This window comes from Nocardia sp. NPDC056541 (genome assembly GCF_042794235.1).
Taxonomy (GTDB): Bacteria; Actinomycetota; Actinomycetes; order Mycobacteriales; family Mycobacteriaceae; genus Nocardia.
In genome coordinates, this window is the sequence record NZ_JBHTUD010000002.1 from 430855 (window position 1) to 456036 (window position 25182).

At 66.3% G+C, this 25182-nt stretch carries 24 protein-coding genes and 3 pseudogenes; 8 read left to right on the forward strand and 19 right to left on the reverse strand.

Annotated features, from left to right (window positions below; all coding sequences use genetic code 11):
• Positions 1-48: 48 nt before the first annotated feature.
• From ACFQ9R_RS04910 to ACFQ9R_RS04925, 4 genes are all read right to left on the reverse strand, one after another.
• Positions 49-2298 (reverse strand): NERD domain-containing protein, encoded by a 2250-nt coding sequence (locus ACFQ9R_RS04910; protein ID WP_378989034.1) that lies wholly within the window; start codon positions 2296-2298, stop codon positions 49-51.
• Positions 2299-2409: 111 nt separating this feature from the next.
• Positions 2410-3603, reverse strand: a complete 1194-nt coding sequence (locus ACFQ9R_RS04915; RefSeq protein WP_378989035.1) for a serpin family protein — start codon at positions 3601-3603, stop codon at positions 2410-2412.
• Complete coding sequence (locus tag ACFQ9R_RS04920) at positions 3558-4010, reverse strand: hypothetical protein (protein ID WP_378989036.1); 453 nt, start codon at positions 4008-4010, stop codon at positions 3558-3560. The genes ACFQ9R_RS04915 and ACFQ9R_RS04920 overlap by 46 nt, the downstream gene beginning before the upstream one ends.
• 43 nt (positions 4011-4053) lie before the next feature.
• Positions 4054-4677, reverse strand: a complete 624-nt coding sequence (locus ACFQ9R_RS04925) for an alpha-ketoglutarate-dependent dioxygenase AlkB (protein ID WP_378989037.1) — start codon at positions 4675-4677, stop codon at positions 4054-4056.
• Positions 4678-4747: 70 nt separating this feature from the next.
• Here ACFQ9R_RS04925 and ACFQ9R_RS04930 point away from each other — a divergent pair.
• A pseudogene (locus ACFQ9R_RS04930) lies at positions 4748-5078 on the forward strand (helix-turn-helix domain-containing protein); the annotation flags it as partial.
• Positions 5079-5234: 156 nt separating this feature from the next.
• Here ACFQ9R_RS04930 and ACFQ9R_RS04935 read toward each other — a convergent pair.
• The 10 genes and pseudogenes from ACFQ9R_RS04935 to ACFQ9R_RS04980 form a co-directional block, all read right to left on the reverse strand.
• Complete coding sequence (locus ACFQ9R_RS04935; protein WP_378989038.1) at positions 5235-7100, reverse strand: ABC transporter ATP-binding protein; 1866 nt, start codon at positions 7098-7100, stop codon at positions 5235-5237.
• Position 7101: 1 nt separating this feature from the next.
• Positions 7102-7536 (reverse strand): lasso peptide biosynthesis B2 protein, encoded by a 435-nt coding sequence (locus ACFQ9R_RS04940; RefSeq protein WP_378989039.1) that lies wholly within the window; start codon positions 7534-7536, stop codon positions 7102-7104.
• Complete coding sequence (locus ACFQ9R_RS04945) at positions 7533-7787, reverse strand: lasso peptide biosynthesis PqqD family chaperone (protein WP_378989040.1); 255 nt, start codon at positions 7785-7787, stop codon at positions 7533-7535. The genes ACFQ9R_RS04940 and ACFQ9R_RS04945 overlap by 4 nt, the downstream gene beginning before the upstream one ends.
• Complete coding sequence (locus ACFQ9R_RS04950) at positions 7775-9592, reverse strand: asparagine synthase-related protein (RefSeq protein ID WP_378989041.1); 1818 nt, start codon at positions 9590-9592, stop codon at positions 7775-7777. Before ACFQ9R_RS04950 ends, ACFQ9R_RS04945 begins: the two co-directional genes overlap by 13 nt.
• Before the next feature lie 34 nt (positions 9593-9626).
• Positions 9627-9749, reverse strand: a complete 123-nt coding sequence (locus ACFQ9R_RS04955) for a keywimysin-related RiPP (RefSeq protein WP_378989042.1) — start codon at positions 9747-9749, stop codon at positions 9627-9629.
• A 724-nt stretch (positions 9750-10473) separates the two neighbouring features.
• Positions 10474-10927: pseudogene (locus ACFQ9R_RS04960) on the reverse strand (TniB family NTP-binding protein); the annotation flags it as partial.
• A gap of 38 nt (positions 10928-10965) precedes the next feature.
• Positions 10966-11678: pseudogene (locus ACFQ9R_RS04965) on the reverse strand (transposase family protein); the annotation flags it as partial.
• 122 nt (positions 11679-11800) lie between these two features.
• Positions 11801-12238: a VOC family protein gene (locus ACFQ9R_RS04970; protein WP_378989043.1), complete on the reverse strand. Its 438-nt coding sequence runs from the start codon at positions 12236-12238 to the stop codon at positions 11801-11803.
• A 132-nt stretch (positions 12239-12370) separates the two neighbouring features.
• Positions 12371-13042 carry an HD domain-containing protein gene (locus ACFQ9R_RS04975; protein WP_378989044.1) on the reverse strand — a complete coding sequence of 224 codons (672 nt, stop codon included), beginning with the start codon at positions 13040-13042 and terminating at the stop codon, positions 12371-12373.
• A gap of 94 nt (positions 13043-13136) precedes the next feature.
• Entirely contained in the window at positions 13137-14102 is a 966-nt protein-coding gene (locus ACFQ9R_RS04980) for a zinc-binding alcohol dehydrogenase family protein (RefSeq protein WP_378989045.1), read from the reverse strand.
• A gap of 99 nt (positions 14103-14201) precedes the next feature.
• Between ACFQ9R_RS04980 and ACFQ9R_RS04985 the strand changes: the two genes are divergently transcribed.
• Entirely contained in the window at positions 14202-14777 is a 576-nt protein-coding gene (locus ACFQ9R_RS04985; protein ID WP_378989046.1) for a TetR/AcrR family transcriptional regulator, read from the forward strand.
• An 18-nt stretch (positions 14778-14795) separates the two neighbouring features.
• Here the strand turns inward: ACFQ9R_RS04985 and ACFQ9R_RS04990 are convergent, their stop codons facing one another.
• Both ACFQ9R_RS04990 and ACFQ9R_RS04995 read right to left on the reverse strand, forming a co-directional pair.
• Positions 14796-15881 carry a sensor histidine kinase gene (locus ACFQ9R_RS04990; protein WP_378989047.1) on the reverse strand — a complete coding sequence of 362 codons (1086 nt, stop codon included), beginning with the start codon at positions 15879-15881 and terminating at the stop codon, positions 14796-14798.
• 10 nt (positions 15882-15891) lie between these two features.
• Positions 15892-16566 (reverse strand): response regulator transcription factor, encoded by a 675-nt coding sequence (locus tag ACFQ9R_RS04995; RefSeq protein ID WP_378989048.1) that lies wholly within the window; start codon positions 16564-16566, stop codon positions 15892-15894.
• 90 nt (positions 16567-16656) lie between these two features.
• On the opposite strand from ACFQ9R_RS04995, the gene ACFQ9R_RS05000 reads away from it, so the two are divergent.
• The 5 genes from ACFQ9R_RS05000 to ACFQ9R_RS05020 all read left to right on the forward strand — a co-directional run bounded on the left by ACFQ9R_RS05000 (position 16657) and on the right by ACFQ9R_RS05020 (position 22377).
• Positions 16657-17250, forward strand: a complete 594-nt coding sequence (locus ACFQ9R_RS05000) for a M15 family metallopeptidase (protein WP_378989049.1) — start codon at positions 16657-16659, stop codon at positions 17248-17250.
• On the forward strand, positions 17247-18584 hold the full coding sequence (locus tag ACFQ9R_RS05005; RefSeq protein ID WP_378989050.1) for a DoxX family protein: 1338 nt from the start codon (positions 17247-17249) through the stop codon (positions 18582-18584). Before ACFQ9R_RS05000 ends, ACFQ9R_RS05005 begins: the two co-directional genes overlap by 4 nt.
• A 135-nt stretch (positions 18585-18719) precedes the next feature.
• Positions 18720-20252: an FAD-dependent monooxygenase gene (locus ACFQ9R_RS05010; RefSeq protein WP_378989051.1), complete on the forward strand. Its 1533-nt coding sequence runs from the start codon at positions 18720-18722 to the stop codon at positions 20250-20252.
• A 150-nt stretch (positions 20253-20402) separates the two neighbouring features.
• Complete coding sequence (locus ACFQ9R_RS05015) at positions 20403-21314, forward strand: DMT family transporter (protein WP_378989052.1); 912 nt, start codon at positions 20403-20405, stop codon at positions 21312-21314.
• A 127-nt stretch (positions 21315-21441) separates the two neighbouring features.
• Positions 21442-22377 (forward strand): MerR family transcriptional regulator, encoded by a 936-nt coding sequence (locus ACFQ9R_RS05020; RefSeq protein WP_378989053.1) that lies wholly within the window; start codon positions 21442-21444, stop codon positions 22375-22377.
• Positions 22378-22458: 81 nt separating this feature from the next.
• Here the strand turns inward: ACFQ9R_RS05020 and ACFQ9R_RS05025 are convergent, their stop codons facing one another.
• The 3 genes from ACFQ9R_RS05025 to ACFQ9R_RS05035 form a co-directional block, all read right to left on the reverse strand.
• Entirely contained in the window at positions 22459-22749 is a 291-nt protein-coding gene (locus ACFQ9R_RS05025) for a hypothetical protein (RefSeq protein WP_378989054.1), read from the reverse strand.
• 157 nt (positions 22750-22906) lie between these two features.
• Positions 22907-23530, reverse strand: a complete 624-nt coding sequence (locus tag ACFQ9R_RS05030) for a GNAT family N-acetyltransferase (protein WP_378989055.1) — start codon at positions 23528-23530, stop codon at positions 22907-22909.
• 63 nt (positions 23531-23593) lie between these two features.
• Positions 23594-24151, reverse strand: a complete 558-nt coding sequence (locus ACFQ9R_RS05035) for a TetR/AcrR family transcriptional regulator (RefSeq protein WP_378989056.1) — start codon at positions 24149-24151, stop codon at positions 23594-23596.
• 99 nt (positions 24152-24250) lie between these two features.
• Here ACFQ9R_RS05035 and ACFQ9R_RS05040 point away from each other — a divergent pair, with 99 nt between their 5' ends.
• Positions 24251-25099, forward strand: a complete 849-nt coding sequence (locus ACFQ9R_RS05040) for an SAM-dependent methyltransferase (RefSeq protein WP_378989057.1) — start codon at positions 24251-24253, stop codon at positions 25097-25099.
• Positions 25100-25182: the final 83 nt, after the last annotated feature.

Consider the following 25182-nt stretch of genomic DNA (forward strand, 5'->3'; position numbering starts at 1 on the left):
GGCACGAGGTGAATCCTGCTACCTCGAGTGCGCTCGAGGTCAAGCGGTTCAGCGGGGGGCGTGGACCAGTGGGGCGAGGAAGCCGGTGAGCTGGGCTGTCGAGGGTTGGCCGAGGCGGCGGCCGAGATAGTCGGGGGCGTCGGCGGCCGCCCGGCAGCGGTCCTGGTCGGTGTTGGCCGGGTTGTCGGAATAGCGTTCACCGAGCATGGTGGCCTTGGCGACCTCGCGTCCGGTACGGAGTTCGTAGACGGCGACCTCGTAGGTGGCGCGGAAGAGGTTGACGGTGCGCCCCACCGGTGCGCCGGGGGAGGGGCCGTACTGGCAGGTCTGCACGAGGTCGCGCAGTTCCAGCTGCTTCATGCAGGCGATGAGCTGCACGGTCGACGGGTCGTCCGGGTTCCACGCGGTCGGATCGTTCGGGTGGACCATGGTCGTGAGGTCACCGGACAGATAGATCGGGCGCGCGCCGTCGCGCTCGTAGGGCGCGGCGTTCGGGAACGGCTTCTTGTCCTCGCCACACATCCGGTCGTAGTCCGACATCTCGAATCGGCTCGCCTGCACCGCCGCGATCGCGAAGAACCCGGCTCCGAACAGCGCGATGAACAGCAGCAAAGCGACACCGGGCCCGACTCGCAGGCCCCGCCTGGGGGCACTCCGCTCCCGAACGGGACGGTTGTGCCACCGCTCGAGCAGTGACGGGCCGTCCCCGCGACGCCACGACCGCCATTTCTGCGAGAGGGTCGGCTGCCGCGTCGTTCGGTCGTGTTCGACCCAATCGGACCAGTGCTCCGGGTGTCGCTGGGGCGCTGGGGTTTCCGGGGAACGATACGACGGTGCGACGGCGGGGGTGTACGCCGGGGAAGGGGTACTTCGCGATTCGGTCTCGCGGGCCGACCCGGCGGCACCGACCGCGGCAGCAGCGCCCGACGCGGCCACTGTACCGACCGCGGGAGCCCACTCGGCAGTGCGGTTTTCGCCGGAACCAGCGGATGTGCCCGCAGCGGCCACTTCGTCCCCGGGCGTGGGTTCGTGGCGTTCGATGCCATCGGTCGGTGGATCGTCGATCGCGACCGATTCATCGGCTGCGACGGATTTGCTCAGTGAGACAGTGCTTTCGGGCTGACCGTCCGATGATTCGGCTACTTCACCGAGCGCGGGTTCGTCCAGATCGATCGTGTCGTCGTCGAAAGGCTCAGCGCGTGTAACGCTTTCCCTGTCCGGAGCAGTGCCCTCAGCGGTTGGCTCGTGCTCCGGGTTGTCGTCCTGGGGCGAGTCTTGTTCGGCACCGTCGGGGGGTGAAGTTCGGTCAGTCACCGGTTCGGCGGATTCGGCGCTGGGTATCGGCTCGTCGGGTGGTCCGATCGCTGTGGCCGATAACGCCGCGTCGTCGGACTCGTCGGCTTGCGCGCCGGTGAAACCTTCACTCGAAGAAGGGGATTCCGTCTCGCGTTCAGCGGGCACCGACGTCGGATCCTCGGGATGAGCCGCGGTAGGGGGTCGATGAGCGAGTCTGTCGATCGCGGCGAGAAACGCGGGTGTAGATGCGCGAGCCGAACCGGTCGACGCCGCAGGGGAATCCGATGTGGTGTCGGAAACAGCTGTCTCCGAGGGGGAGCCGAGCTCCACAGCGGTCGGGGCGATGGGCCGGGAAGTGGTCGCCGGGTCGAGCGCGGCCGGAAAGCCCTGTGCTGTCAGCTCATCGGGGGAAGGCAGCAGATGGCCCAGGTTCAACGCGCCGAACACCCGGGTGACGTCATCGATGCTGAGCCGGACCGTGCGCCCGCTCTCGGCCTGGAAATAGTCGTGCAACGCGCCGGCGTCGTCGCGATCGATCAGCACCGCGCGGTACCCGTCGGCGATCCTGGTTTCCTCGATGGTGATCTCGGCGCCGGGCTGCGCGACCAGCGCGATCACCGCGTTCACCCAGCCGAAGATCCCGGATTGCTGCAGCAGGCTCTTGGCCGCGAACACCTGTCGGCGCACCTGGACGAACGGGTTCGGCACCCGGACGGCGTGATAGAGCGCCGCCGGTTCGCCGTCGATGGTCCACGGGCCGTTCGGTGGGGTGGCGAGGGTGCCTTCCTGACGGGCGGTGAAACCCTTCACCTCCACGATGGTCACGCTCTGCGGCGTGCACACCAACGCGTCGACCTCGACCGACCCACCCCGGTTCTCCGGTACGTGACAGCGGAACACGGCGACGCCGCCCGCCCGAAACGCCTGGTCACGGAGCGCCGCGCCGACGATCTGTTCCGCGCCTTCGAGTTCGCTCTCGTCCGCGACAACGACGATCACCACGACCCCCTGTGCACCTGACTGCGGACTGCTACCAGGATACGGCCTCCACTAGCCGTATCGAAACCGAATCCTGTTGCTGAGCAACGGCTTCGGCAATGTCGATTACCGATCTCACCACGGCGGCCCCGGGTTTCGTCGGCCCGCCGGTTCCACACCGACCGGCCGAACCCATTCCACCGGCGGCTTCGTGACCTGACCCGCGACCAAGACGAGGCCGGTCGGCCGGTCTACCGCGATGAATCCGAAGGGGCGGTCGACGTTCACCGATGTGATCGTCGACCATGTCTTCTGCGGAACACCGCCGAGGCGCATCGCCACGGCCGTGACGGCAGCCGCTTCGAAGCCTTCGGCGTCGAAGCGTGCGATGACGTCCTGACCCGCAGCGTCCAGCGCCAGCGGATCAGCTGCGAGTCCGGCGAAATGGGAACCGGGAACGTTCATCGAGGTGGACAGGCCGAACATCGCCGCATGGCAAGCGAGGTTGTGCTTGTTCTCCACCTCGAACGGTGGCATGGTCAGCACCACGGAGTCGCCACCGCCGAAGGTCTCCCGTCGACTCACCGATAGACAGGGTGCCGTCGTGCCGACAGGCAGTTCTGTCCGCACCTCGACGGTCCCGTCCAGAGCTGCGAGGCCTGTGGCCAGACCGTGCCGCGGATTCGCGCCGATCAGCACGTGCACGTCCAGTTCGCCCTTGCCGGTGACGATCACCCGGGTCACTTCGTCGTCGAGTACCGACACACTGCCGTCGGGATGGCTCGTGCGGTACAGGCCGGGTCCCCGATGTCCTTGCCACGGACCGGTTTCCGGTGTGTAGAGGATCTCGTCGAACGCCGTCACCCAGCGGGTGCGTGCCATCAGCGCGGTCGCCAGCGCGAGCGCCGTGTCCGAGGTGATCGGTACCGGAAATTTCTTGATCAACCCCCGGGTCTGCTCGTTCGCCCACGCATCCAGTGCCGCCGGATCGCCCAGCTCACCGACCGTCCCGGCGGGCATACTGCGAACCCACTCCTCGCGCAAGGTCAGCCCCGCCCGGACCCACGCCCCGATCGCCGTCGACACCTCCCGCGAAGTATCCAGCGATTTCAGCATGTCCAGCCCCGCCGCATGCGCCTGCTCCGCCGGAACTCCCACCGCGGCAGCGAGCTCATCCCTGGCCGGGCCGGAAGCAGCCCCGGCCAACACAGCGAGCAACGGCCACAATCCGGCCCCCGACACCACCGCGTCCCCGCCCTCGAACGTTTCGCACCACCGCCCCGTCAGCGCGTTCGATGCCCGCACATGCGGCAGAAGTGAACTCCCCATCCCCGGATCCTACGACCAGCGACCGACAATCCGCCACGTCGCCGACATCCGTCAGCCCCGGACGATCCCCAGCCAGACATAGTCCCTGGCCCGCCCTTCGCGCGATAGACCGTGCCGACCTCGACGCCGTTGTCGGTGTCGGCGCAGCGGTAGTCGAGGACTTCCTGGGCGGCGATTGCCCAGCGGCGCAGTTGGCGGAGCACGGCTTCCGATTCGGCATCGGTGATGATCGCGGTGTCCGACAGCGAAATGGCCTGGGCGACAATATTGTCCAGTTGGCGACGAATGTGACTGTGCAGCTCGGCCTGGGTGCAGTACTGCCGGCCAACCGTGCGGGCATCACCGATCGCCGGCCAGTCGGTGTGCGCACCGTCGCGCCGGTGACGATCGCAAACCGGCCATCGCAACGGAAAGTGTTTCGACGGAATCAGTCCGACGGACGTGGTCGGGTCACCGGACCCCGCGGGGGCGGAACTGGATGCTGATGCGGGGTCCGACGGGGCGTGCGGTCTTGGGGACCGCGTGTTCCCAGGTGCGCTGACATGCCCCGCCCATCACCAGGAGATCCCCGTGCCCGGCCGTGAACCGGACGCTCGCGCCACCGCCGCGCGGGCGCAGCAGCAGAGCGCGCGGCGCTCCGACCGAGACGATCGCGACCATCGTGTCGTGGGTGGCGCCGCGGCCGATCGTGTCGCCGTGCCAGGCGACGCTGTCCCGACCGTCGCGGTAGAAACACAGCCCGGCCGTGCGGAACGGTTCACCGAGTTCCGCCGCGTAATGCGCGGTCAAGGCCGCCCGCGCATCGACCAGAATGTGATCGGGGAGCGGGTCGTTCTCCCCGAAGAACGACACCAGTCGCGGCACGTCCACGACCCGGTCGTACATCGGCCTGCGTTCGGCGTGCCAGGGAACGCGTTCGGCCAGTCGATCGAACAGCCGGCTCGCGCCGCTCAGCCAGCCGGGCAGCACATCGACCCAGCTGGTCGCGTCGAGTGGGGTGCGCCGGATCGCCTCGATCGAACCCAGGGCAATCGCATCACCGTCGAACAGTGAACCTTGCAGGGGCAGCGACATGAGCCCCAGTCTACAACGTGTTCGAATGTATGTTCGATAGACGGCTTGTGGTGAGAGTGTCGCTCAGCGGACAGGCAAAGGGGTGCGGGTGGAGTTCGTCAAGGAATCGTTGACGGTCACCGGCGAGGACTCACCGATGGCGACGTTGCTGCTATCGGTGATGGGAGCATTCGCCGAGTTCGAACGCTCCCCGATCCTCGAATGCCAACGCGAGGGCATCGCCGCGGCCAAGGTGCGTGGCATCTACACCGGCCGCAAACCCCGCACTCACCGACGCTCAGAGCGACCAGTTGCGCGAGCGCGCAGCGGCAGGCGAGCGGAAGTCGACGCTGGCCAAGGAGTTCGGAATCAGTCGTGAAACCGTCTACAGCTATCTGCGGGCCGGGGCTGTCACGAGCTGAGCCGGCGTGAGACGGCTTCGGAGATTTCCGTGCTCCGTACTCGCCGTGTCCGCGGTGCGGTTTGAACCGGAGGCTTGTAGCGCAGGCGGTTTGAGACACGCCAGTGTTCGAAGCCTCGTCAAACGCGCAGGCTCGTGAATCGACAGCTCCGGCAGCTCAGGCGTTGCGGGCCTCGCTTGCGCCAGGAAGTGGGGTTTCGAATCGGTGGTTGTTCGTGCCCTCATCGAGTATGGAGTCTCGGGTGAGCTGCTGATAGTAGGGGTTGGTCGCGAGGAGAGTGTCGTGTGACCCTGTGGCCTCAATAGTTCCGCCGTTCATGACCACGATCGAATCGGCGTTGCGCACGGTGGAAAAGCGGTGCGCCACGATGACCACCGTGCATCTGCCGCGCAGGTTTCGCAGCGTCTCGGCTATTGCCTTCTCGCTGATCGGGTCCAGGTTGGCGGTTGGTTCGTCGAGTAGAAGCAGCCGAGACTTGGCAAGCAGCGCTCGCGCAATCGCGAGTCGTTGCCGCTCCCCACCAGAGAGTGTCTTTCCGTGTTCACCGACCAGGGATTCGAGCCCGTCGCCGAGCCGGTCTATCACCTCGTCGAACCCGGACATGACAGCTGCTGTGGCGATATCGTCCTCGGAGGCGTCGGGCACCATGTACACCAGGTTGTCTCGTATCGTGCCGTCCATCACGGGGGAGTCCTGCTCCACGTACGAGATCCCGCTGCGGTAGTGCCGAAGAGGCAGACCCCAGATGTCTTCACCATCGAAAGTGATCGATCCGCTGTCGGGTCGATAGAAGCGCTCGATGAGCGAGAGGATTGTGCTCTTCCCGCTTCCAGACCGGCCGACCAAGGCGATCTGGGTGCCCGGTTCGACGGCGAACGACACACTGTGCAAGACAGGGCTGCCGGGGCGGTATGCGAACGACACGTCTTCGAACTGAAGCGTGGCCGGGCGACGCGGCGCGTCGAGGCCGTCAACGTGTCCCGTAGTCTCTCGACCTCGGTCTGCTGCTGGTCGGTGGTCTTCTTCGGCCTCGAGTGAAAACGCCTCGTCGACGCGTTGAAACGATGCCATCCCGCGTTGCAGGGATCCGAGCAGAGCTACAGCACCCGACACTGGTGTTGCCAGCAGATTGGAATAGAGCAGGAAAGCGACCAATTCACTCAACGAAAGCCGCCCTGCTGCCACGAAGCTGCCACCGACCAGGATCACGATCAGAAAAGAAGCATTCGCAACGATCAGAGTCGTCGGCTGGATGACCGCTTCCAGGCGTGCCGCGGACAGCCCGCTTCCATAGGCGTCGTGTGCTTTGCCGGCGAGGCGTTGGGTCTCGCGGTCTGTCGCGTGGCTCGCGCGTACGGTTTTGATGGAACTCAGAGCACGTTCAGCATCCGAGGACAGATCGCCGATGCTGGTCTGGATTCGCTCCGCAGCGAGCCGTATTCCCGACAACGCGCGAGTGACGATGAACGCTGTGAGCAACGTCGTGGCCAGGGAAACAAGCGTCAACGGAATGCTGATCCAGGACATCAGGGACACAGCGGCAAGAACGGCACCCGCGGAGATGACGAGCTGGACCACCGTTGTTACCGCGTTCTCGCGCAACAACGAGGTGTCGACGCTCAGACGTGAGCTGAGATCACCCACTCGTGCAGTGTCGAACACTCGCATACGCAGTCGCAGGAGATGATCGATCAGCCGTGTGCGCAGCCCGAGAACGACCCGTTCTCCGGCTCTGGCGGTCACATAGGTCCCTGCAACATCGAACGCGCCCTGCGTCACTATCGCTGCGGCAAGCAGGCAAACCAGGCCGAGTACCGCGGATCCGGCGGAGACGGCGTCGATGATACGCATGGTGATCAACGGGTTCAGCAGACTCAGACCGGTGCCGATCGCGAGCAGTACTCCGCCCCCGATCATCTCTCCGCGGTGAGTGCCCAGCAGCCTCAGCAGGTCTCGATACCCGACTTTGCGGGTAGAGCCAGAACCGGTGCGCGCATCGACGATCGAGTCGGTAGAGGTCACGCTATCGCCGCCGTTCAATTGGTGGGACGGAGAACAACCGGCTCATGGAGTCGTCCGGGATCAGCTCGTTGACCATGTGCCCATCCACCTCTATCCATGCGTGAGCGCCGAAGGGTGACCTGGTCTGCACACCGACACTCCATGTGGGCCACCTGCCTTGGAGTCGGCAGGCGACAGCAGCGCTCACAGAGCGCAGCAGGCAGCCCTCCCTACTCGCACACCGCAAGCTGACGCTGACCACGGCGTCGCGGCAGGCAAGCGCTTCCTGGTACGTCGCCGGGCGAGCACCTCGCCTCAACTGCTCCAAGCATCGACGAAGATGCTCAGCGGACAGCCGCGTGATAGCAGCCGCGATCGGAATTGCCGCGAGAGCGACGACACGTTGGCGCGTAGGCGATGGAAAGCGCGGCGATTCCATTACTGATTGGTATGTCATTCGGTCAGCAATCCCGCCTCTGACAATTCTTCCACAATTTTTTTGATGTCCGCTTCGGCTTGTTCGAGGCTCACGTCGAATTTCTCGACGATGGCCTGCGCGGCCGCTTCTCGGGATCCGGACTCGATCAGAGCTTCTATGATGTGTCGCCCCGTGTCGTTGACTTCCCAGTAGGCGCCCGTTCGAGAATTCAACAGAATAGCCCCGTTGTCGGTCTTTGCGAGATCTACGTGCGCTGTCAGTTTCGCCATCGGTTCCCCTCGACTGCCTCCACCCAAAGGGTGTTGGCCAACGTATTATCCAGACCGCCGGCTACCAGCGCTATATCGGTCGGGTTGCGCTCAAGGATTTCACGTATCCGGTGTGCATCTACGAGTCCGCGTTCCGCGAGCCTCGACGAGACCACCGTATCGATGATAGTAGACGCATGAAGCGTAAGGCCATCAGCCTTATCGGACGACCCAGTGCCTTTTGTCTGGCGGTTGAGAAGCGCTGGATCAATGATCGGCCGCATAGCTTCTTTGATGAGTGTTTTGAAATCCCATGGGCTGGCCCGGAGGAGAGGCTCGACGGACAGAGCTGCCTCGACGACGCGATCATCGAAGAACGGCGACTCCATCGCTATGCCGCTTTGTTCGCTCATTTGATGCAGTATTCGCGTCGTACGCGTGCCGAACTGGATCGCGTAGAGATCTGCGCTGATCCCTCGTCCGGTGTGCAACGGTCGCGCGTTCTCAGCAGCTTCCGACAATGCGGAACGTGCCATTCGCCGCGCATGATCGGTTGCCCAGAGGGGCATGTGTGGAAACATATCCCACCCGAGAACATCCGGCGTGCTACCCGTCCCCGACTTGTGGCCCGCCATGACCGATGCCGCAGCCCGCTCGAGCCACCGAGCGTACGATTCGCGCCGCGTCAAGGATCGTAGGGTTGCGGCCTGTGTCCACTTCTCCTGGACGCGGTGCGCCCTGAGGTGCCGTACTGCTCGCGCGGGGTGGCGACGAAGTTGGTCGCGGACATGAGTCATGGGCGGAGTGAACAGATGATCGCCTCCGATCCCGGTCAGATGCACCTGTCGGTTCTCTGCTCGCAAATGTTCGTAGCCGGCGAACTGTCTGCGCGGATCCAGCAAGGTGGTTGCGGGTTCGTCTGTCCGGTGAACAGATTCCAGGAGCCCGGAGTAGAACAGAGGTAGATCCGCGGGAGCGACGATGACGCGGTCGAGGTTGTCGAGTGAGGATGCTGATCGGTTCGCCCAATCCATGTCTGCGTCAGCGGGATCACGGCTCGCTATGGTACGGGCCGTGAACCGGTCGGTCGAGGCTGACACGAGATGGGTGATCGGCGTTGAGTCCAGACCCCCAGAGAGGTCGCAGCTGATGCGATCGACAGTGGAAGTGCGGGCGCGGACCGCGAGTTCGAGGGCATGTCTGACCCTCGCAGCGCCTTCTTCCAGACCGAGTTCGGCGCGAGGAGGGCTCCACCACTGACGGAGCGAGGGCTCCCTGGTCCCAGCGATGCGCACTCCGTGGCCTGGCGGCACCGCGTTCACGCCACTCCAGACAGGATTCACATCCAAGGGGTGGGGAACGTAGTCCATCAACCTGAGAGCCAATTGGTACTCGTCCAGTTCAACGCCACGAAGTCGGGCCAAATAGTCGGCGCGACTACCCGCGATAGGTACCCCCTGTACTCGAGTGTGAAATACCTTCCGCATGCCCGATCCCGACCCATGAACGTGTGTCGACGAGCCGTCCCATGCAATAATGTACTGGCTGCCGTGAATTTCGTGTGCCAGGGTATCGAGTCGATGCACAGTAGGATCGGAAACGTATTTGTCGATGTGAGTCGTCTGCGGGACGTGGCTGGGACCGATCATGACGATCGATGATTCTCGGCCATGTGCGGATACTGCCCAATTTGGATTCCAACTACCTATTATCCATGCGTTCCCGGAAGGGTAGTTGAATCTTTGCCGAATTTTCGGCAGAGGGAGGGGCGTCAAGGTTTCGAGAAGCCCCTCAGAGTCCGGTAAAACTATGAAGTACTCTTCCATTACGTTGTCCGCCCCTCCCCGTAGAATGCCGGAATTACCCGCCGAGCGGGATCACGATGACTGGCTCCGGAATGCCACGACGGAGATTTCCGGTGTCTTTCCGGAAGGAACCGACCTTGGCAAGTCGCGGCGCGCTGTACTTCTGCTTCTTCTGCATCACTTCATCACCTCCCCCCGAGTATGAGTGGCGCTCTGAGGCGCCCGCAACAAACATAAAACCCGCCGTCTTTCGCATGCAAGGCCAATATGACACACATCACACTTGCCGATTATCTCGGCCCGATCGTTCCAGGCGGGATTATATCCCTGAGTTTGATAAATTAGCTCGAGGATTGCTTCGTATTTATGTTCTCGGTGAACAATAATTGCTCGATGATTACTTTGAGCATGCCACCGGGGTGCCGTTAGTCGCTGTAGCGGCCACCTTCTTCGCTGAGCATGCGCCATGCGCGAGTTGGGCGGCAGCGCCGTCGACCGCCGACCGTCGCGTGGACAGGCGGAATTGAAGGCAGTCGGGCAACCGTCTACAGCTACCTTAGGGCTGCCGCCGTCACGAGCTGAGTTGGGCGCGTAGCCGCCCGAGATCGGCTTCGGAGACGCGGCGTTCGACCTGTTCGCCAGCGCTGTCGTCGTTATCCATGATGACGTGCCGGCATCGAACCGGGTCCGACACGAATCGTGGCAAAACCTTCTACTGGTCACGGCATCATCCGCGCCCGTAGCTGCCCCAGATCGTCCTCGGTGATGCACCCGGATCACCGCGGCCTCGTCAGGGGTGACCGAACGTCCCCACCACGGTTGCGGGGCCAGAGACAGAAATCCCGGTGGAACGCCGTAGCGGATCAAGTACGCGCGCTGGTCGTCGACCTCTTCGGCGGTGGTGTTGTAGAACTCCCGTCGGGCGCCGCTTTCGCGGTCACTCAACACGTTGTGCAGTTCGCCGATCACGAGTATCCGAACACCCGTAGCGCGCAACAGCCGCAGCACCAGCTGTTCGAGCTCGTCCGGCCGCGGCGCCCGGGTTCGCATCGGAGCTCCCAATGCCGCCAGGACCGCAGTGTAGAAGCGAGTCACCGCGGGACCCGAGTGCATCTACACCGTGAGTACTGGTATCTCCTCCCGATCGGGATGCGACACCGGTGAATGGTCGCGCCGGAACTTCTCGATGATCATCGACTTGTTGTTGGTCGCCCCGATCAGCAGCAGGTTCGGCATCCGCTGCTTACTGGGCGTGGTCGGCAGCGTCTCCAATCGGGTCAGCGCGTCGCTGGCGCGGGTGTAGCCGATCCAGCGATCCGTAGGCACATACCTGATCCGTTCTTCGACGGGCAACATCGCGATCCGCTGCGCGCCCGGATGCAGATGCGACAGATCTACCGGGTCAACGATATTCGCCGCTGCTCGATCACCTCGAACGGTTTCACCGAGCCGGGAACCGTGTCGGTAGGCGGTGGCGGCACCACCGGGTACGGGCTCTGCCTGGTTGGGGTGTTGTTGCGGCGGCACTGGCCGTCGCGGCGGGCCTTGCGGCTGGATCGGGTCGCGGTGTCGGTGATGTGGCGCATCTGCTCCACAATCCCTGCCGGGGTGCGACCGCCCAGGCTGTCGTGGGGTTCGCCGTGGCAGCAGGACACGGACAGAGCCATCCACTGCCGCAGTTCGGCCAGCGTCAGAACAGCTTTCGCGTCGCTGTTGTAGTCACCTCGCTCACCCGGATCGGAGAACGTGGTGCCCAGCAGTTCGTGTATCAGCCGCATCATGGTCCAGATCAGCCGTTCAACGACTCCGCCGTAGTGCGCGCCACCCAGGGGCCGGTGTTCGACCCGGATGCCGTGTTATTCGCAGCCGCGGCGCAGAGCCTCGCTCTTGAACTCCGATGCGTTGTCCACGTACAGCTCGAGTGGTTCGCCGCTCATCGGCCACATGGCCTCCACCCTGATCTGTTCCAGTCAGGGACGTTTGTCGATCGCCATGTGCGCCAAACACAATCCCACCGAGGTCGCCGAAGGGCTTCGAGGGTGATCACCAGGCCCGGAACAGATTTAGTGGCCTCGTCGATCGCCGCGGTCACATATGGCCGCCCGATCAGCCGCCAGCGCACCGACCCGATCGGACGCGGCCAGCGGCCCGATCACCTCCACCTGCCGGACCGCCACAGCCCACACGGCATCATTGGCGGAGAGCACACCTCGCTCGGCGACAACCGACTCACAGGAGTTCCTCGACCAGCCCGAGGAGGACGCCGTCGGGGCCGCGCACATAGGCGTAGCGGCAGATGTCTTCGTAGCGGGCGAGCGTGCCCACGAGTTCGGCGCCGTGGGCGCGCAGGCGGTCGAGGACGTTCTCGACATCGTCGACGACGAATGTCAGGCGCGGGATGCCGGGGATGTTCACCGGCGTGTTCGGCGCGGCAAGGGTGGTCGTCGGCGAGCGGAACGTCGAGAGCTCGACCCGGCTGTGGCCGTCGGGTGTCCGAACGACGGCCATGTCGGCTCGGACGCCCGTCAATCCGAGCAGGTCGTCTGCCCATTGGCCCCCGACTGTGGCTTCGCCCTCCAGCTCCAGGCCCAGTTCGACGAAGAACGCGACAGCAGCCGCGAGATCGTCGACCACGATGCCGACATGATCCATCCGATGGACCGTCATGATGTTCTCCTCGGGTTCGTCCGGCTCATTCTGGCCGGGTCGATCGATTTCGGACGCGCTGACGCTCGTCGTCTCGAGGCCCGTTCGGCTCTCGTAACCCTGGGACGGAGCCGCCCGGGCGCTCTCGACATCTCAGTCCTGCCAGCCGCTCGTGTCGAGAACCGTGTCCCACGTGTACGGCACCAATTCCGGATGCCGCAGCCGGAGGATCTCGCCCGGCAGCGAGCCCGGCGGCGCCTTGCGCGGATCGGCGACGGCTTGACGTTCGATGATGTCGGTGAGAGCTCGCGTGCCGCCGAGACGTGGATAGGAGGCGTGGACCAGGTCCGCGAATCCCGGGGGCAGATCGTCGGGGCCGCCGCCGACGTCGAGACCGATGCCGGTGACCGCGATCCAGATGGCGGCGGGTCGGCGACGGCGGTACACGGGTGAGTCGCTGAGGCCTGTCGTGTGTGCGGCGATGGCGTCCCAGATGATGTCGACGCGTTCGTCGTCGATGCCCTGCGCTTCGAGGAACTCGGCCGCGAAATCCGCGCCGTCGATCTCGAATCGCTGTGTGCCGACGGCGCGTTCGGACAGGCCGATGTCGTGCAGCGCGCAGATGAGGTACATGAGCTCCTCGTCGTAGTCCGCGCCGGGCCGCAGGCTCTGCTCGGCGGCGTGGGCCCGTCCGAACAAGAACCCGCGAACGCTGTGATGGCATACCGATGTTTCGAGGGCCTCGTTGATCAGCCGGTGGGTCTCGATCGCGAGTGGGGTGGACGGTAGTGCCAGCGAGTCGACGCCGAATGTGGCCTGTGACATGAGGTTTGCTCCTATCGGTGTGCCCGGGTTGCGTGACGTCCACCAACCTTCAGGCTGGTTGAAGCATACCTCGAGTTTCAAGGAGGCTGAAGGTTCATGGACGCAGGAGCACCGTGCCGAAAGCGGTTCTGTCCTCCAGCATTCGGTGTGCCCGCGCGGCGTCGGCGAGGGGGAGGATCGAGTCGATCGCGGGTGTCAGCAGGCCCTGTGCTGTTGCCGTGAGTGCCGCCGATCGCTGCCGGGCGACTTCGCCGAGCCAGGCGGTGCCCGCGCAGCCGGTGAGCGTGAGCCCGCGCAGGATCAGTTCGGTGACGCCCAGCTGTGCGGGAGCGCCGTCGAGCCAGCCGTAGCTGAGGATTCGGCCACGCAGGGGCGTGATCAGGTCGAGCAGCGGCGTCAGTGATGCGCCCCCGATGGAATCGAACACGACATCGACCGTGCCGTCCGTGAGGAGATCGGCCAGCTGATCCGCCCAGTCGGGCGCGGTGTGATCGAGCACCTCGTGAGCGCCGCGCTCGCGCGCGAGCCGGGCCTTCTGTTCCCCGCCCGCGGTGCCGATGACGCGCACACCCGCGGCGGCGCACAGCTGGGTGAGGCAGCTGCCGACACCGGTAGCCGCCGCTTCGACCAGGACGGTCTCGCCCGCCGCGACACCCGCTGTCCCCATCAGTGCCAATGCCACCGATCCCGGCATCAGTATCGCGGCGGCGTGCTCGATGGTCAGGTCGGCCGGGATCGTGGTCACCGAATCGGTATCGGCGACAACAAGTTCGGCGTAGGCGCCGAAGCCGCGGGTCGACGCGACCACCCGGGCGCCCAGCAATGCCCGATCGACGCCCGCGCCGATATCGATCACCGTGCCCGCCGCCTGGAACCCGAAGACCTCGGGCAGCGGCGCGGGAAACGGAAACGCGCCGGCCCGAACCTTGGTCTCCGGGTAGAGCACCGGCACCACTTCGGCCCGGAGGACGACCTGTCCCTCGCCGGGGCGAGGTTCGCCGATCTCGCGCGCTACCAGAACGTCGGGTGCGCCGGTCTGGGTCATTACGATTGCCTGCATCAGAACTCCATAAGTTGACTGCCGGTCCATATATCTCGAACGATATGGACCGCCGGTCAACTTGTCAACGGATCGGCGGGTGCCGAGAAAGCGGGTGCGATGACCGACCGACGTCCCACCGAACGCGCCGATGCCGCGCGCAACCGTCGAGCGATCCTCGATGCCACCGCCGCGCTGCTGGCCGAACACGGCGCGGCCGGGGTGACGATGGATCGGGTGGCCGCGGCGGCAGGTGTCGGAAAGGGGACCATCTTCCACCGGTTCGGCAGCCGCGCGGGCCTGCTCTACGAGCTCGTCGCCGAGGGCGCCGTCGCGTTGATGGCGGCGGTGTCGAGCGGCCCACCGCCGCTGGGACCGGGCGCGCCGGCGACCGACCGGCTACTCGCCTTCTTCGATGCGATGACGCGCATGGTCACCGACGATGTGGAGCTGATCGCGGCCTATCAGGCGATGCCGCCACATCCGCGCAGCGCCGAATTCCACACGTTCTGGGCGCAGCACATCGGCACGCTCCTGCACGAAGTCCGTCCCGATATCGACGCCGACACCGTGGGCGCGCTGTTGTTGTCGACAGTCGGCGGGGAACTCGCACAGCAACTGGCCAGGGCGGACGAGGTCGACCGATTGCGATCGGCGGTAGCGGAAGTGGTGCGTTCGGTGCTGCGTGCTCCCTGAACGCCCGGGTCGGAGCCGTTACCGCCGTGCTGTCGGCGGAAGTGGCCGACGCGGAAGCCGCACGGTGACGCGGAGTCCACCGGCCGGACGGGGATCGAGTGCGAGGGTTCCACCGTGTGCCGCGGTGATGCTGTCGACGATCGCCAGGCCGAGGCCGATGCCCGCGTGGTCGGTGCGAACGCGTTCGGTGCCGCGCTGAAACGGCTCGACCAGTGTGGAAACCACCAGGGGGTCGAGGACCGGGCCGGTGTTCTCGACGGTGAGCACCACGGTCTCGGGGCACAGTCCGGTCGTGACCCACACGATGCCGCGTGCGGGCAGGTTGTGCACGATCGCGTTGTGCACGAGGTTCGTCGTCAGCTGCAACAGCAGGGCGTGCGAACCGATGGTGGGCGTCACCTCGCCGGAGGTCTCCAGGCTCACGCCGTGTTCTTCGGCGAGGGCGAGCAGCGTTTCGGCGGCTTCTTCCGCGAGCAGGGAGAGGTCGACGTGTTCTCGGGTGAACGACCCTTGATCGGCGCGGCTGAGCAGGAGCAATGCCTCGGTGAGAGCGATCGCTCGGGTGTTGACGGCGTGCAGGCGGTCGACCAGTTCGCCGGTGTCGTGGGTGCGGTCGTCGCGGGCCACGTCGAGCAGGGTCTGGGTGATCGCCAGCGGCGTGCGCAGTTCGTGGGAGGCGTTGGCGGCGAATCGACGCTGTTCGGTGACGTGTGCTTCCAGCCGGGCGAGCATGATGTCGAAGGCGTCGGCGAGTTCGCGGAACTCGTCGCTGCGGCCCGGCAGCCGGATTCGGTGGGCGAGTGAGCCGTTCGCGGCGGTCCGGGTAGCGGCGGTGATACGGGTCAGCGGGGTGAGCATCCAACCGGCGAGGAACCATCCGCCCACCAGACCGATCGCCAGCAGGAAAGCCATCACAATGGTCACGAACGGCGCGAAGGACCGTAGCAGCATGCCGCGATCGATCCAGAAATCGCCGCCGCTGGTGTAGATCCACCCCTCGGGCAGGTACCACAGGTAGTAGACACCCACAGCGGCGATGAGCAGAGAACCCACGACCGTGATGAAGCCTGCGTAGCTGAGGGTGAGTTTGAGGCGAACACTCAATCCGGGTGCCCTACCCACGCGCTCGCCCGTCGCTGATGCGATACCCGACACCGGCCACGGTGGTGATGACCCAGGGCTCGCCGAGCCGTTTGCGTAGCGCCGAGACGGTGATACGCACCGCGTTGGTGAACGGGTCCGCGTTCTCGTCCCACGCCCGCTCCAGGAGTTCCTCGGCGCTCACGACCCCGCCTTCGGCGGCGATGAGCACTTCGAGCACCGCGAACTGCTTGCGGGTCAGAGCGATGTAGCGGCCGTCGCGGTAGACCTCCCGGCGGAACGCGTCCAGCCGCAACCCGGCGATCTCGCGCACCGGTGGCCGGTTGTGCGCGCGCCTGCGATCGAGCGCTCTGAGCCGGAGGACCAGTTCGCGGAGTTCGAACGGCTTGGTGAGATAGTCGTCGGCACCGAGCCCGAAACCACTCGCTTTGTCGTCGAGCCGATCGGCTGCGGTGAGCATCAGGATCGGCAGACCGCTACCGGAGGCGACGATGTATTCGGCGATCTCGTCGCCGGAGGGACCCGGGACATCGCGGTCCAGGACCGCGATGTCGTAGGTGTTGACGCTCAGCAGTTCCAGTGCGGTGTCGCCGTCACCCGCGATGTCGCCGGCGATCGCGTCCAGGCGCAGGCCATCGCGGATGGCCTCCGCCAGATAGGGTTCGTCCTCGACGATCAGTACACGCATAGACGCTCGATTCTCCCAGCCCGGGGATATCGTCGGCGTATCCGAAACCGCATACGCGTCGGCAACACCATGCTGCCTTGACTGAGGGGCATGAACTACCGTGAACCGGCGATTCGCCGTCTCCGATCGATCGCCCTCGGCGCCGTTGTCATCGTCAGCGCGGCATCTGTCGGTGTCCTCGTTTACCAGTCGCTGCCGACCATGTCCTCGGTCGCACGATCCATCGACGCCTTTGTCGGCGGCCACGCCGGTCCGCCCGGCGCGACGCTCTTCGATGACGGGAATCCGTCCGTGGGCAACCTCGACTCCGATCTGCTCGCCGCCCTGCGCGCCGCCGCCGCCGACGCCGCGGACGACGGAGTCGAGCTCGTCGTCAACAGTGGCTGGCGGTCGCCGGAATACCAGGAACAACTGCTGCGCGAGGCAGTCTCGAAATACGGCTCGGAAACCGAAGCCGCTCGGTGGGTGGCAACCCCCTACACCTCCGCTCACGTAGCCGGTGAGGCGGTTGATATCGGGCCGACCGACGGCGCGGCATGGTTGGCCGCGCACGGCGCCGCCTATGGGTTGTGCCAGATCTACGCGAACGAACCCTGGCATTACGAACTTCGCTCCGACGCGGGGGAACTCGGCTGCCCGCCCCTGTACGCCGACCCGACCCACGACCCGAGGATGCAGCAGTGACCACGACAGTGTCGGCCCCCGTCGCCGCACGGGCCGGTCGGCCCGTGCTGACCCAGATCGTCCTCCGATTCTCCATCATCTACTTCGGCCTGCTCTGCCTGCTTCTCACCTATATCCCGTTCGCGCTGCTCGGCATCCTCGGCCGGTGGATTCGCGAATACCCGGGGCCGTGGAACATGCCCATCACCGACCCCGTCACCGGGCCGGTGGGTCGAGCGGTCTTCGGGGTCGACGCTCAGTTACACCAGGATTCCGGAGCGGGCGACCAGACCGCCGTCTGGGTACTGGTGTTCTGTCTGCTGGTCGTCGCGGCGACCGGCGCCGCGGTGTGGACAGCCGTCGACCGTCGTCCCGTACCCGCCCGCGCGCTCGCCTGGTTCTCGCTGTTCCTGCGGCTGGCTCTGGGCGGGCAGATGATCGGGTTCGGGTTCGCCAAACTGATCCCCACCCAGATGCCGGCCCCCGGACTGGCGCAGCTGTTGCGGCCGTACGGCGAGATGAGCCCCGCCTCGGTGTTGTGGTTGCAGGTCGGCAGCTCGTATCCGTACGAGATGGCTCTCGGTGGGGTGGAAGTGGTGGCGGGGCTGCTGCTGTTCGTGTCCAGGACCGCAGTGCTCGGCGCCGCGTTGACGCTGGCGAGTACAGCGCAAATTCTGCTGCTGAACATGACGTTCGACATACCGGAGAAGCTGCTCGCCGCGCATCTGCTGCTGATCAGCGTGTTCCTGCTCGCGCCGTACCTGCGCCGGCTGACCGATGTCTTCGCGCGCGACCGCGCCTGCGCGCCGCTGACCCAGCCCGCGCTGTTCACCGACGCCAGGAAGAACCGCGTGGCGATCTGGGTGGTGGCGGCGCTGGGCCTGTGGGTCGCGTTGGGGAGCGGCTATGACCGCTGGGTGGTCTGGCACGAACAATCCGGTGCCGCGAGCCCCAAGTCGGCGCTGTACGGAATCTGGGAGGTGCGGGATTTCACCATCGACGGGCAGCCGATCCCGCCGTTGACCACCGACGAAACACGGTGGCAGCGACTGGTTTTCGATGACCCGCAGGAAGCCGCCTACCAGCGGATGAACGGCGAACTGGTACCCGCGCACGCCCACTTCCGCCCCGATGGACAAGTGGAGCTCACCTCGATGAACGCCATCGGAGCGGTCGACCCCGGACCACCGTTCGCGACACTGTCCTCCGAAAAACCCACCCCGGACCGACTGCTGCTGCGCGGAACACTGCACGACCGCCCGATCACGATCACCCTGGAACGCAAGGACCCCGACACCTTCACCTTGCGCAGCCGCGGATTCCACTGGGTCCAGGACTATGTGTACTTCCGCTGACAACCACCTGACGGTGACCCGCTGACTCGTTGCCCCTTCTAACTTATAGCTCACCCCGGGGCTTGCGGCAAGGCCCCGGTGGTGCTGCAGAATCGCTGGGCAATGCAGGGACCAGCCGTATTCGGGAGTGACGAGATGCAAGAGATGACCACCGACGTGATCGTTGTCGGCGCTGGGCCTGCCGGATTGATGCTCGCCGGGGAACTGGGCCGGGCCGGGGTGCGGCCGTTGGTGCTCGAACGTCGTGAACGGCCGGGCACCGCGCAGAAGGCCAGCGGTCTCGGCGGGCGAATTCTGGATGTGCTGCGCTATCGGGGCCTGCTCGACCGGATGACGGCGGTCAGCGGTGACGCGAGTCCGAAGCCGATCTTCCCTTTCGGCGGGGTGCACCTGGACTTCACCGGTCTCGACGAAACTCCGTTGCACGCCATGGCGATTCCGCAGGCGCGGGTCGAGGAACTGCTCGCCGAGGACGCCGTCGACCTCGGCGCCGAGATCCGGCGCGGACACGAAGTGGTCGCGGTGACCCAGGACGACGAGGCGGTGATCGCGGAAGTGAACGGGCCGGACGAACCGTACCGGGTGCGGGCCCGCTACCTGGTCGGCTGCGACGGCGGCCGCAGCCGGATTCGCGAACTGGCCGGAATCGGGTTCCCCGGCAGCACCTATCCGGAGGTCAACCGGCTGGCCGTGGTCGCGGTGCACGAGTCGGTGACCGTGCTCGACGACGGCGGCCTCGAGGTGCCCGGTGTCGGACGGATCGATCCGGGATTCACCCGCACCGACACCGGGGTGTTCGCGCTGGGACGGGTCAGCTCCGAGGACCGCGTGATGTTCTTCCAGACCACCGAGAACGACGACGCCGAATACGACAACGACGAACCACTGACCATGGCCGAACTCGGCCACAGCGTCCGGCGTGTGCTGGGCGCGGAGGTTGCGCTCGGTGCGCCGACTCGCTTGTCGCGCTACCAGTTCCAGGACCGACAGGCCGAAAACTACCGTGTGGGCCGGGTTTTCCTGGCGGGGGACGCGGCCCACCTGCTGCCCGCGACCGGCGCCGCGATGAATCTCGGCATGACCGATTCGGTGAACCTGGCCTGGAAGCTGGCCGCGGACATCCACGGTTGGGCACCGGCCGACCTGCTCGACACCTACCACGACGAACGTCACTTCGCCGGTGGTCGCGCGCTGCTGCAGACCCGCGCCCAGGCGGCACTTCGCCAGGGTCAGGACCCTGCCGCCGAGGCACTGCGCGCGGTATTCCAGGAACTGCTCTCCGACGAACCCGCGTTGCGCCGTATGGGAGCCCTCGTCGCGGGCACCGATCTGCGCTACCCGACGCCCGGAACCCCGTCGCTCACCGGAACTTTCGCTCCTGATCTGAGCCTGCACACCGACCAGGGCACCACCACCGTCGCCGAGATCATGCGCGGCGCGCGACCGGTCTTCCTCGACCTGGCCGACCGTGCCGACCTGCGTGAGATCGTCGGGGAGTGGGCGCCGCGCGTCGACATCCACGCGGCCAAGACCGGCGATCGTCTCGCCGACGCACTCCTGATCCGCCCCGACGGTCACATCGCCTGGGTGGCAACGATCGACGAGTCGTCGGACACCGCCGCAGCTGATCTGCGCGCGGCGCTGACCAGGTGGTTCGGCGTCCGGTAACCGCGCGAACGCGAAACTCCGCAGCTGCCGGCGTCGACGTTCCGGCAGCCACGGGACGCACTGTCACCGGTAGTGCGAACCGGTCCTCGATCATTCGATCCCGGGCCGGTTCGCGTTGAAATCCGTGCCCGTGTGTGGATTACTCCTGGGATGAATGCGATCTCGACAACCGACCGGGCGGCGACGCGCGCGCTACCCGGCTGGTCGGTGCCGATGGTGTTCATCATCGCGGCGACCTCGCAATATGTGGGTGCGGCACTCGGCGTCTTCCTGTTCGACACCACCGAGCCGTCCACTGTCGCCTGGTTGCGGGCCGCGGCGGCGGGGGTCGCGTTGCTGGCCTGGCGGCGGCCGTGGCGGACCCGCTGGACACGGCGGGGCATCGCGACGGCGGCGGGCTTCGGCATCGTCACCGTGTCGATGAACATCGTGTTCTACGAGGCCATCGCGCGTATCCCGCTCGGCACCGCCGTGGCCATCGAATTCCTCGGTCCGGTCGCCGTCGCGACGCTCGGGTCGCGGCGGGCGCGCGACCTGCTCGCCGTGGCGCTGGTGGCGGTCGGTGTGGTGTTGCTGGCCGGCGTGCAGTTCGACGTCGAGCCGGTCGGGGTGGGGTTCGCTCTCGCCTCGGCGGTCCTGTGGGCGGCGTACATCCTGGTCGGCAAGCGCGTCGCCGATACCGGTGAAGGCCAGGATTCTCTCGCTGTCGGGATGGCGGCCGCGGCGGTGCTACTGGCGCCGTTCGTGCTGATTCCGCAGCTGATGATCGATGCCGCGGTATTCGCCGATCCGCGGACCTGGCTGCTCGGTCTCGGTGTCGGTGTGCTGTCGAGTGCGGTGCCCTACGCGCTGGACCAGGTGGTGCTGACCGCGGTGGGACGCGCCCGATTCGCCCTGCTGCTCGCGTTGCTCCCGGCGACCGCGACCGTCGTGGGCGCGATCGCTCTCGCGCAACGCCCCACCCTGCTGGAACTCGCGGGCATCGCACTGGTCATGCTGGCATTGACGATCAGCGCCCTGCCCGCCCGCCAGACCACGCCGGAACCGCCCGCACCGCTGTGACCGTCCGTCCGGATCATGCGCGAGACGCCCGCTCCGGCGATGGCGCTGTGAGAGGCCGAGCGGCGCCGCTGATTCCGCGCAGCGAGGATTTGCCTCTCCCCCGAGGGGAGACGGCACGCTGAGATCCATGGACGACGACACGCTCCGCACGATCGGTGAAGTGGCCGCGCGTACCGCGCTCACGGTCAAGACCATCCGCTTCTACGCCGACCGCGACATCGTGGCGCCGACCGTACTCAGCCCGGCCGGCCACCGCCTCTACGACACCGCCGCGATCGCGCGACTGGAATTCGTGCGCACCCTGCGCGCACTCGGCATGGATCTGAGCACCGTGCGCGCTGTGCTCGATCGCGAATCCGCGATGTCAGAGGTCGCCGCCACTCACGCGGACGCGCTCGACGTCGAGATCCGGACCCTGCGGGTGCGCCGGGCCGTGTTGCGAGCGGTGGCCGTCCGGGACTCCAGCCAACGAGAGATGGACCTCATGCACCGACTCGCCGCCCTGTCCGCTGCCGAAAGGCACCGCCTCATCGAGGATTTCGTCGACGACACCTTCGGCCGCTACGCCGCCAACCCCGCCATGGTGGAGCTGGTCCGGGCAAGCGTGCCCGACCTCCCCGACGACCCGACCCCAGATCAGCTGGCAGCCTGGATGGAACTGGCGGAACTGGTGCAGGACACCGACTTCCGTGACGCCGTCCGCCGGATGGCCGACTACCAGGCCCGCGAACGCGCCGCAGGTGACACCACCGGCCTACACCACGACCTCACCGAAGCCGTCCGCACACTCGTCGGTGGCGCCGTCGCCGCGGGCATGCCCCCACAACCCCCGGCCGCGACCCCCATCCTCGATGCCCTCACCGCCCGCTACGCCACCACCTTCGACCGCCCTGACGACAACGCACTCCGCCGGTGGATCCTCGAACGACTCGATGTAGCCGACGACCCACGCGTACAACGCTATTGGCGGCTACTCGGCACCGTGAACGCCTGGCCCGACCAACCCGACCTGGCCCCGATCTTCACCTGGTTCGCCCAAGCCCTGCGCGCCCACATGGCCTGAGCCGCAGGTCCTGACCTGGAACGAGGCACAGGCACCGGCTCGAGCGGCGTGGTTCGGCGACTACTCGCCCCGTGTGGCGTGTCAGTTTCCCTGAGCCAGGTAGTTGTAGATTTCGTGGACTTCGATGGTGGGCTGGTTGGGCATGCCGACTTCCATGCCGATGGGGCCGAGGGTGGATTCGGCGAAGCTCTGGAATTGCTCGGGGGTTTCCCACACGTCGGTGACGTGGAATCCGGTGTCGGTCTTCCTGACCAGATGGAACAGGAGGCCGGGGCCGCCGGAGCCGCCGTGCACGAAGCCCATCTTCCCGAGGGCCTGGTCGTACTGTTCGAGTGTCGCGCCGGTGAATTCGAGTTCGACGGCAACCGCCATGACGGTCATCTCCTTGCGCGGTCGAGCGGGGTTGGAGTGACTTCGGGCCCGGTCCGACGAGCGGGGGGCCACGATCGAACACCGCGATCCGGCGCTCCGATCGGATCACGATCGCGCTGGACGGCGGTGTGCACCCGCCGTCGCGATGTGGTGTGCGTCACAGTCTAGTCCGGGGGTCGTCGAGCGACAAGCGATCTCCTCGGCCCGACCGAGGACCCTCGATGGTCGACCAGACCATGCCGATGCCGGAGTCGGCGGGCGCTGTGCGCGGGCGCGGGGCAGTGCTGACCAGCTCGTATCCGAGCCGTCGGGGAACAGCCGCACTGCGGACATTGGCCGCGTCGCAATGGATTTCGACGCGACCGATGTGGGGGAGGGCGAGCGCGGCGGTGGTCAGAGCATGGGCGGCGCGCGTGATGATTCCCCGTCCGGTGTGGGCGGTATGGCACCAGTAACCGATCTCCAGTGCGGCCGGGTCGATCCTGTCGTGGAGTCCGATGCCACCGGCCACCTCGCCGCTCGCGGTGAAGATCCCGTAGAGGTAGCCGCCGTCGGGTGTCGGCCAGTGTGCGGACGAGATCTGCAGGGAACGGCGTTGCCCGGCGAGCGTCGGCGGCTCCCCGGCCCACGACATCCACGGGCGCAGGTGTGCGTGCGAGGCGCTCAGCGCGGTGAACTGGCGGGTCAGGTCACTGGGGCGCCACCGGCGCAGCAGCAGATCGCCCAGATCGATCCGCTGCGGGGGAGTCGACCCGGGCTGAGCGCTGGTGCTGATGGTCATGATCGATGATCGCGGACGCAGGTGCTCGCGGGCAACGCGTTTCCGGCGCTCGACGATGTACGTTCAGTGGATCCTGGCGAGGATATCGATCGCGATATCCGTTGCCGCGGTGTGCATCTGGTCGTCGGTCAGATCGAGATCGCCCATCATCGACAGGCTCCAGCTGATGGCGAGCAGCGCTTGCCGTGCGTGGTAGATGTCCAGCGCAGCACCGTCGGGCGCGGTCATGAGGTCGGCGAGCACGCGGAACTGGTAGCGCAGGCCCGCGCCGAAACCGAGGTCGCGGAACGCGGGTTGGTTCTCGTGCCAGAACCGCACCATGTCACGGCCGAGACTGTGCAGCAGCGCGCTGTAGCGGCGCAGGATCTGCTCGGCCCGTTCGGAACCCGGCGGTGCCTGTTCGGCCCAGGTGACGATGTCGTCGATGCCACGGCGCAGATCGTCGGAGAGGCTGACGACGATGTCTTCCTTGGTTCGGAAGTGGTAGTACAGCGCGGCTTTGGTGACGCCGAGCCGCTCGGCGATCTCGCGCAGCGAGGTCTTCTCGTACCCGCGCTCGGAGAACAGTTCCATCGCCACCGTGCGAATGCGTTCCCTGGTGTCGCTACGACGTCCGTCCACGGGGCTTTCCTTTGCTTGACGACCGGCTAGGGGGAGCCTACCGTCGAATCATGACCGAGATCACTAGCCGGTCGGCAAGTTAGTTTGAAGGAGGGGCAGATGACACACGTGAACGCACCTACCGCGGGGGTGGCGCTGACAGCGATCGGCGTCGCGCTGATCCGCGAGCAGGAGTCGCGCAGGCCGGATCGGCTCTACGCCGACCCGCTCGCTACGGCGTTCGTCGACGCGGCGCGACGTGACTTCACCCGCACCGGGGCAGGCGCCGCGAAATGGGAGCGAGTCGAGGCCGTGGCCGAACAGTTCTTCGCGGGAAGATCCGTCGGGGTTCGCCTGGTCGACGACCGGGTGGCCGAGGCCGTCGCCGCCGGATGCAGGCAGATCGTTCTGCTCGGCGCCGGTCTGGACACCCGCGCGTTCCGGATGGGTCTGCCCGCCGACGCCACCGTCTACGAACTGGACCTGCCCGAGTTGTTCGCCTTCAAGGAGCCGGTACTGCGCGCACTGCACGCCACGCCGACCACGCTACGACACGTCCTACCGATCGACCTGCGCACCGACTGGGCTGTTCCGCTGCGCGAGCGGGGATTTCGGCCCGAGCTGCCGACCCACTGGATCGACGAGGGCGCGCTCCCGTACCTCCCACCCGAGGATCATCTCCGCACGGTGGCGACGCTGACGACACTGTCCGCGCCCGGCAGCCACTTCGGTCTCAGCCGGTTCGCGGTCGACCCCGAGGCTGCGCCCTATGCCGAATTGCGTCGCCTCGTCGCCGGTGACGACGCCGGTATGCCACCGCCGGACGCCGGGCGCCCGGGGGAGCAGTGGCTGCTCGAGCACGGCTGGCACACGCGGTTCCGCGCTTGGGACGACATGATCGTTCCCCTCGGCAGAGACGTGGCGGTGAACGACCCGGAGGTCGGCGTCGTGCTCGCCGAGCGGGTGTGACGAAAGGCAAACCATGTCGCGTCGAGGCGGCGGCGGTTGTCGAGGTCGTTCCGGCGACGTGAACGCGATCACCGACCGCTCGC

Coding starts and splice junctions, on each gene's coding strand:
- ACFQ9R_RS04915 (WP_378989035.1), bottom strand. CDS start 3,603: ATGGGGAGTTCACTTCTGCCGCATGTGCGGGCATCGAACGCGCTGACG.
- ACFQ9R_RS04925 (WP_378989037.1), bottom strand. CDS start 4,677: ATGTCGCTGCCCCTGCAAGGTTCACTGTTCGACGGTGATGCGATTGCC.
- ACFQ9R_RS04940 (WP_378989039.1), bottom strand. CDS start 7,536: ATGACATACCAATCAGTAATGGAATCGCCGCGCTTTCCATCGCCTACG.
- ACFQ9R_RS04945 (WP_378989040.1), bottom strand. CDS start 7,787: ATGGCGAAACTGACAGCGCACGTAGATCTCGCAAAGACCGACAACGGG.
- ACFQ9R_RS04950 (WP_378989041.1), bottom strand. CDS start 9,592: ATGGAAGAGTACTTCATAGTTTTACCGGACTCTGAGGGGCTTCTCGAA.
- ACFQ9R_RS04955 (WP_378989042.1), bottom strand. CDS start 9,749: ATGCAGAAGAAGCAGAAGTACAGCGCGCCGCGACTTGCCAAGGTCGGT.
- ACFQ9R_RS04970 (WP_378989043.1), bottom strand. CDS start 12,238: ATGACGGTCCATCGGATGGATCATGTCGGCATCGTGGTCGACGATCTC.
- ACFQ9R_RS04975 (WP_378989044.1), bottom strand. CDS start 13,042: ATGTCACAGGCCACATTCGGCGTCGACTCGCTGGCACTACCGTCCACC.
- ACFQ9R_RS04980 (WP_378989045.1), bottom strand. CDS start 14,102: ATGCAGGCAATCGTAATGACCCAGACCGGCGCACCCGACGTTCTGGTA.
- ACFQ9R_RS04985 (WP_378989046.1), top strand. CDS start 14,202: ATGACCGACCGACGTCCCACCGAACGCGCCGATGCCGCGCGCAACCGT.
- ACFQ9R_RS04995 (WP_378989048.1), bottom strand. CDS start 16,566: ATGCGTGTACTGATCGTCGAGGACGAACCCTATCTGGCGGAGGCCATC.
- ACFQ9R_RS05000 (WP_378989049.1), top strand. CDS start 16,657: ATGAACTACCGTGAACCGGCGATTCGCCGTCTCCGATCGATCGCCCTC.
- ACFQ9R_RS05010 (WP_378989051.1), top strand. CDS start 18,720: ATGCAAGAGATGACCACCGACGTGATCGTTGTCGGCGCTGGGCCTGCC.
- ACFQ9R_RS05015 (WP_378989052.1), top strand. CDS start 20,403: ATGAATGCGATCTCGACAACCGACCGGGCGGCGACGCGCGCGCTACCC.
- ACFQ9R_RS05020 (WP_378989053.1), top strand. CDS start 21,442: ATGGACGACGACACGCTCCGCACGATCGGTGAAGTGGCCGCGCGTACC.
- ACFQ9R_RS05025 (WP_378989054.1), bottom strand. CDS start 22,749: ATGGCGGTTGCCGTCGAACTCGAATTCACCGGCGCGACACTCGAACAG.
- ACFQ9R_RS05030 (WP_378989055.1), bottom strand. CDS start 23,530: ATGACCATCAGCACCAGCGCTCAGCCCGGGTCGACTCCCCCGCAGCGG.
- ACFQ9R_RS05040 (WP_378989057.1), top strand. CDS start 24,251: ATGACACACGTGAACGCACCTACCGCGGGGGTGGCGCTGACAGCGATC.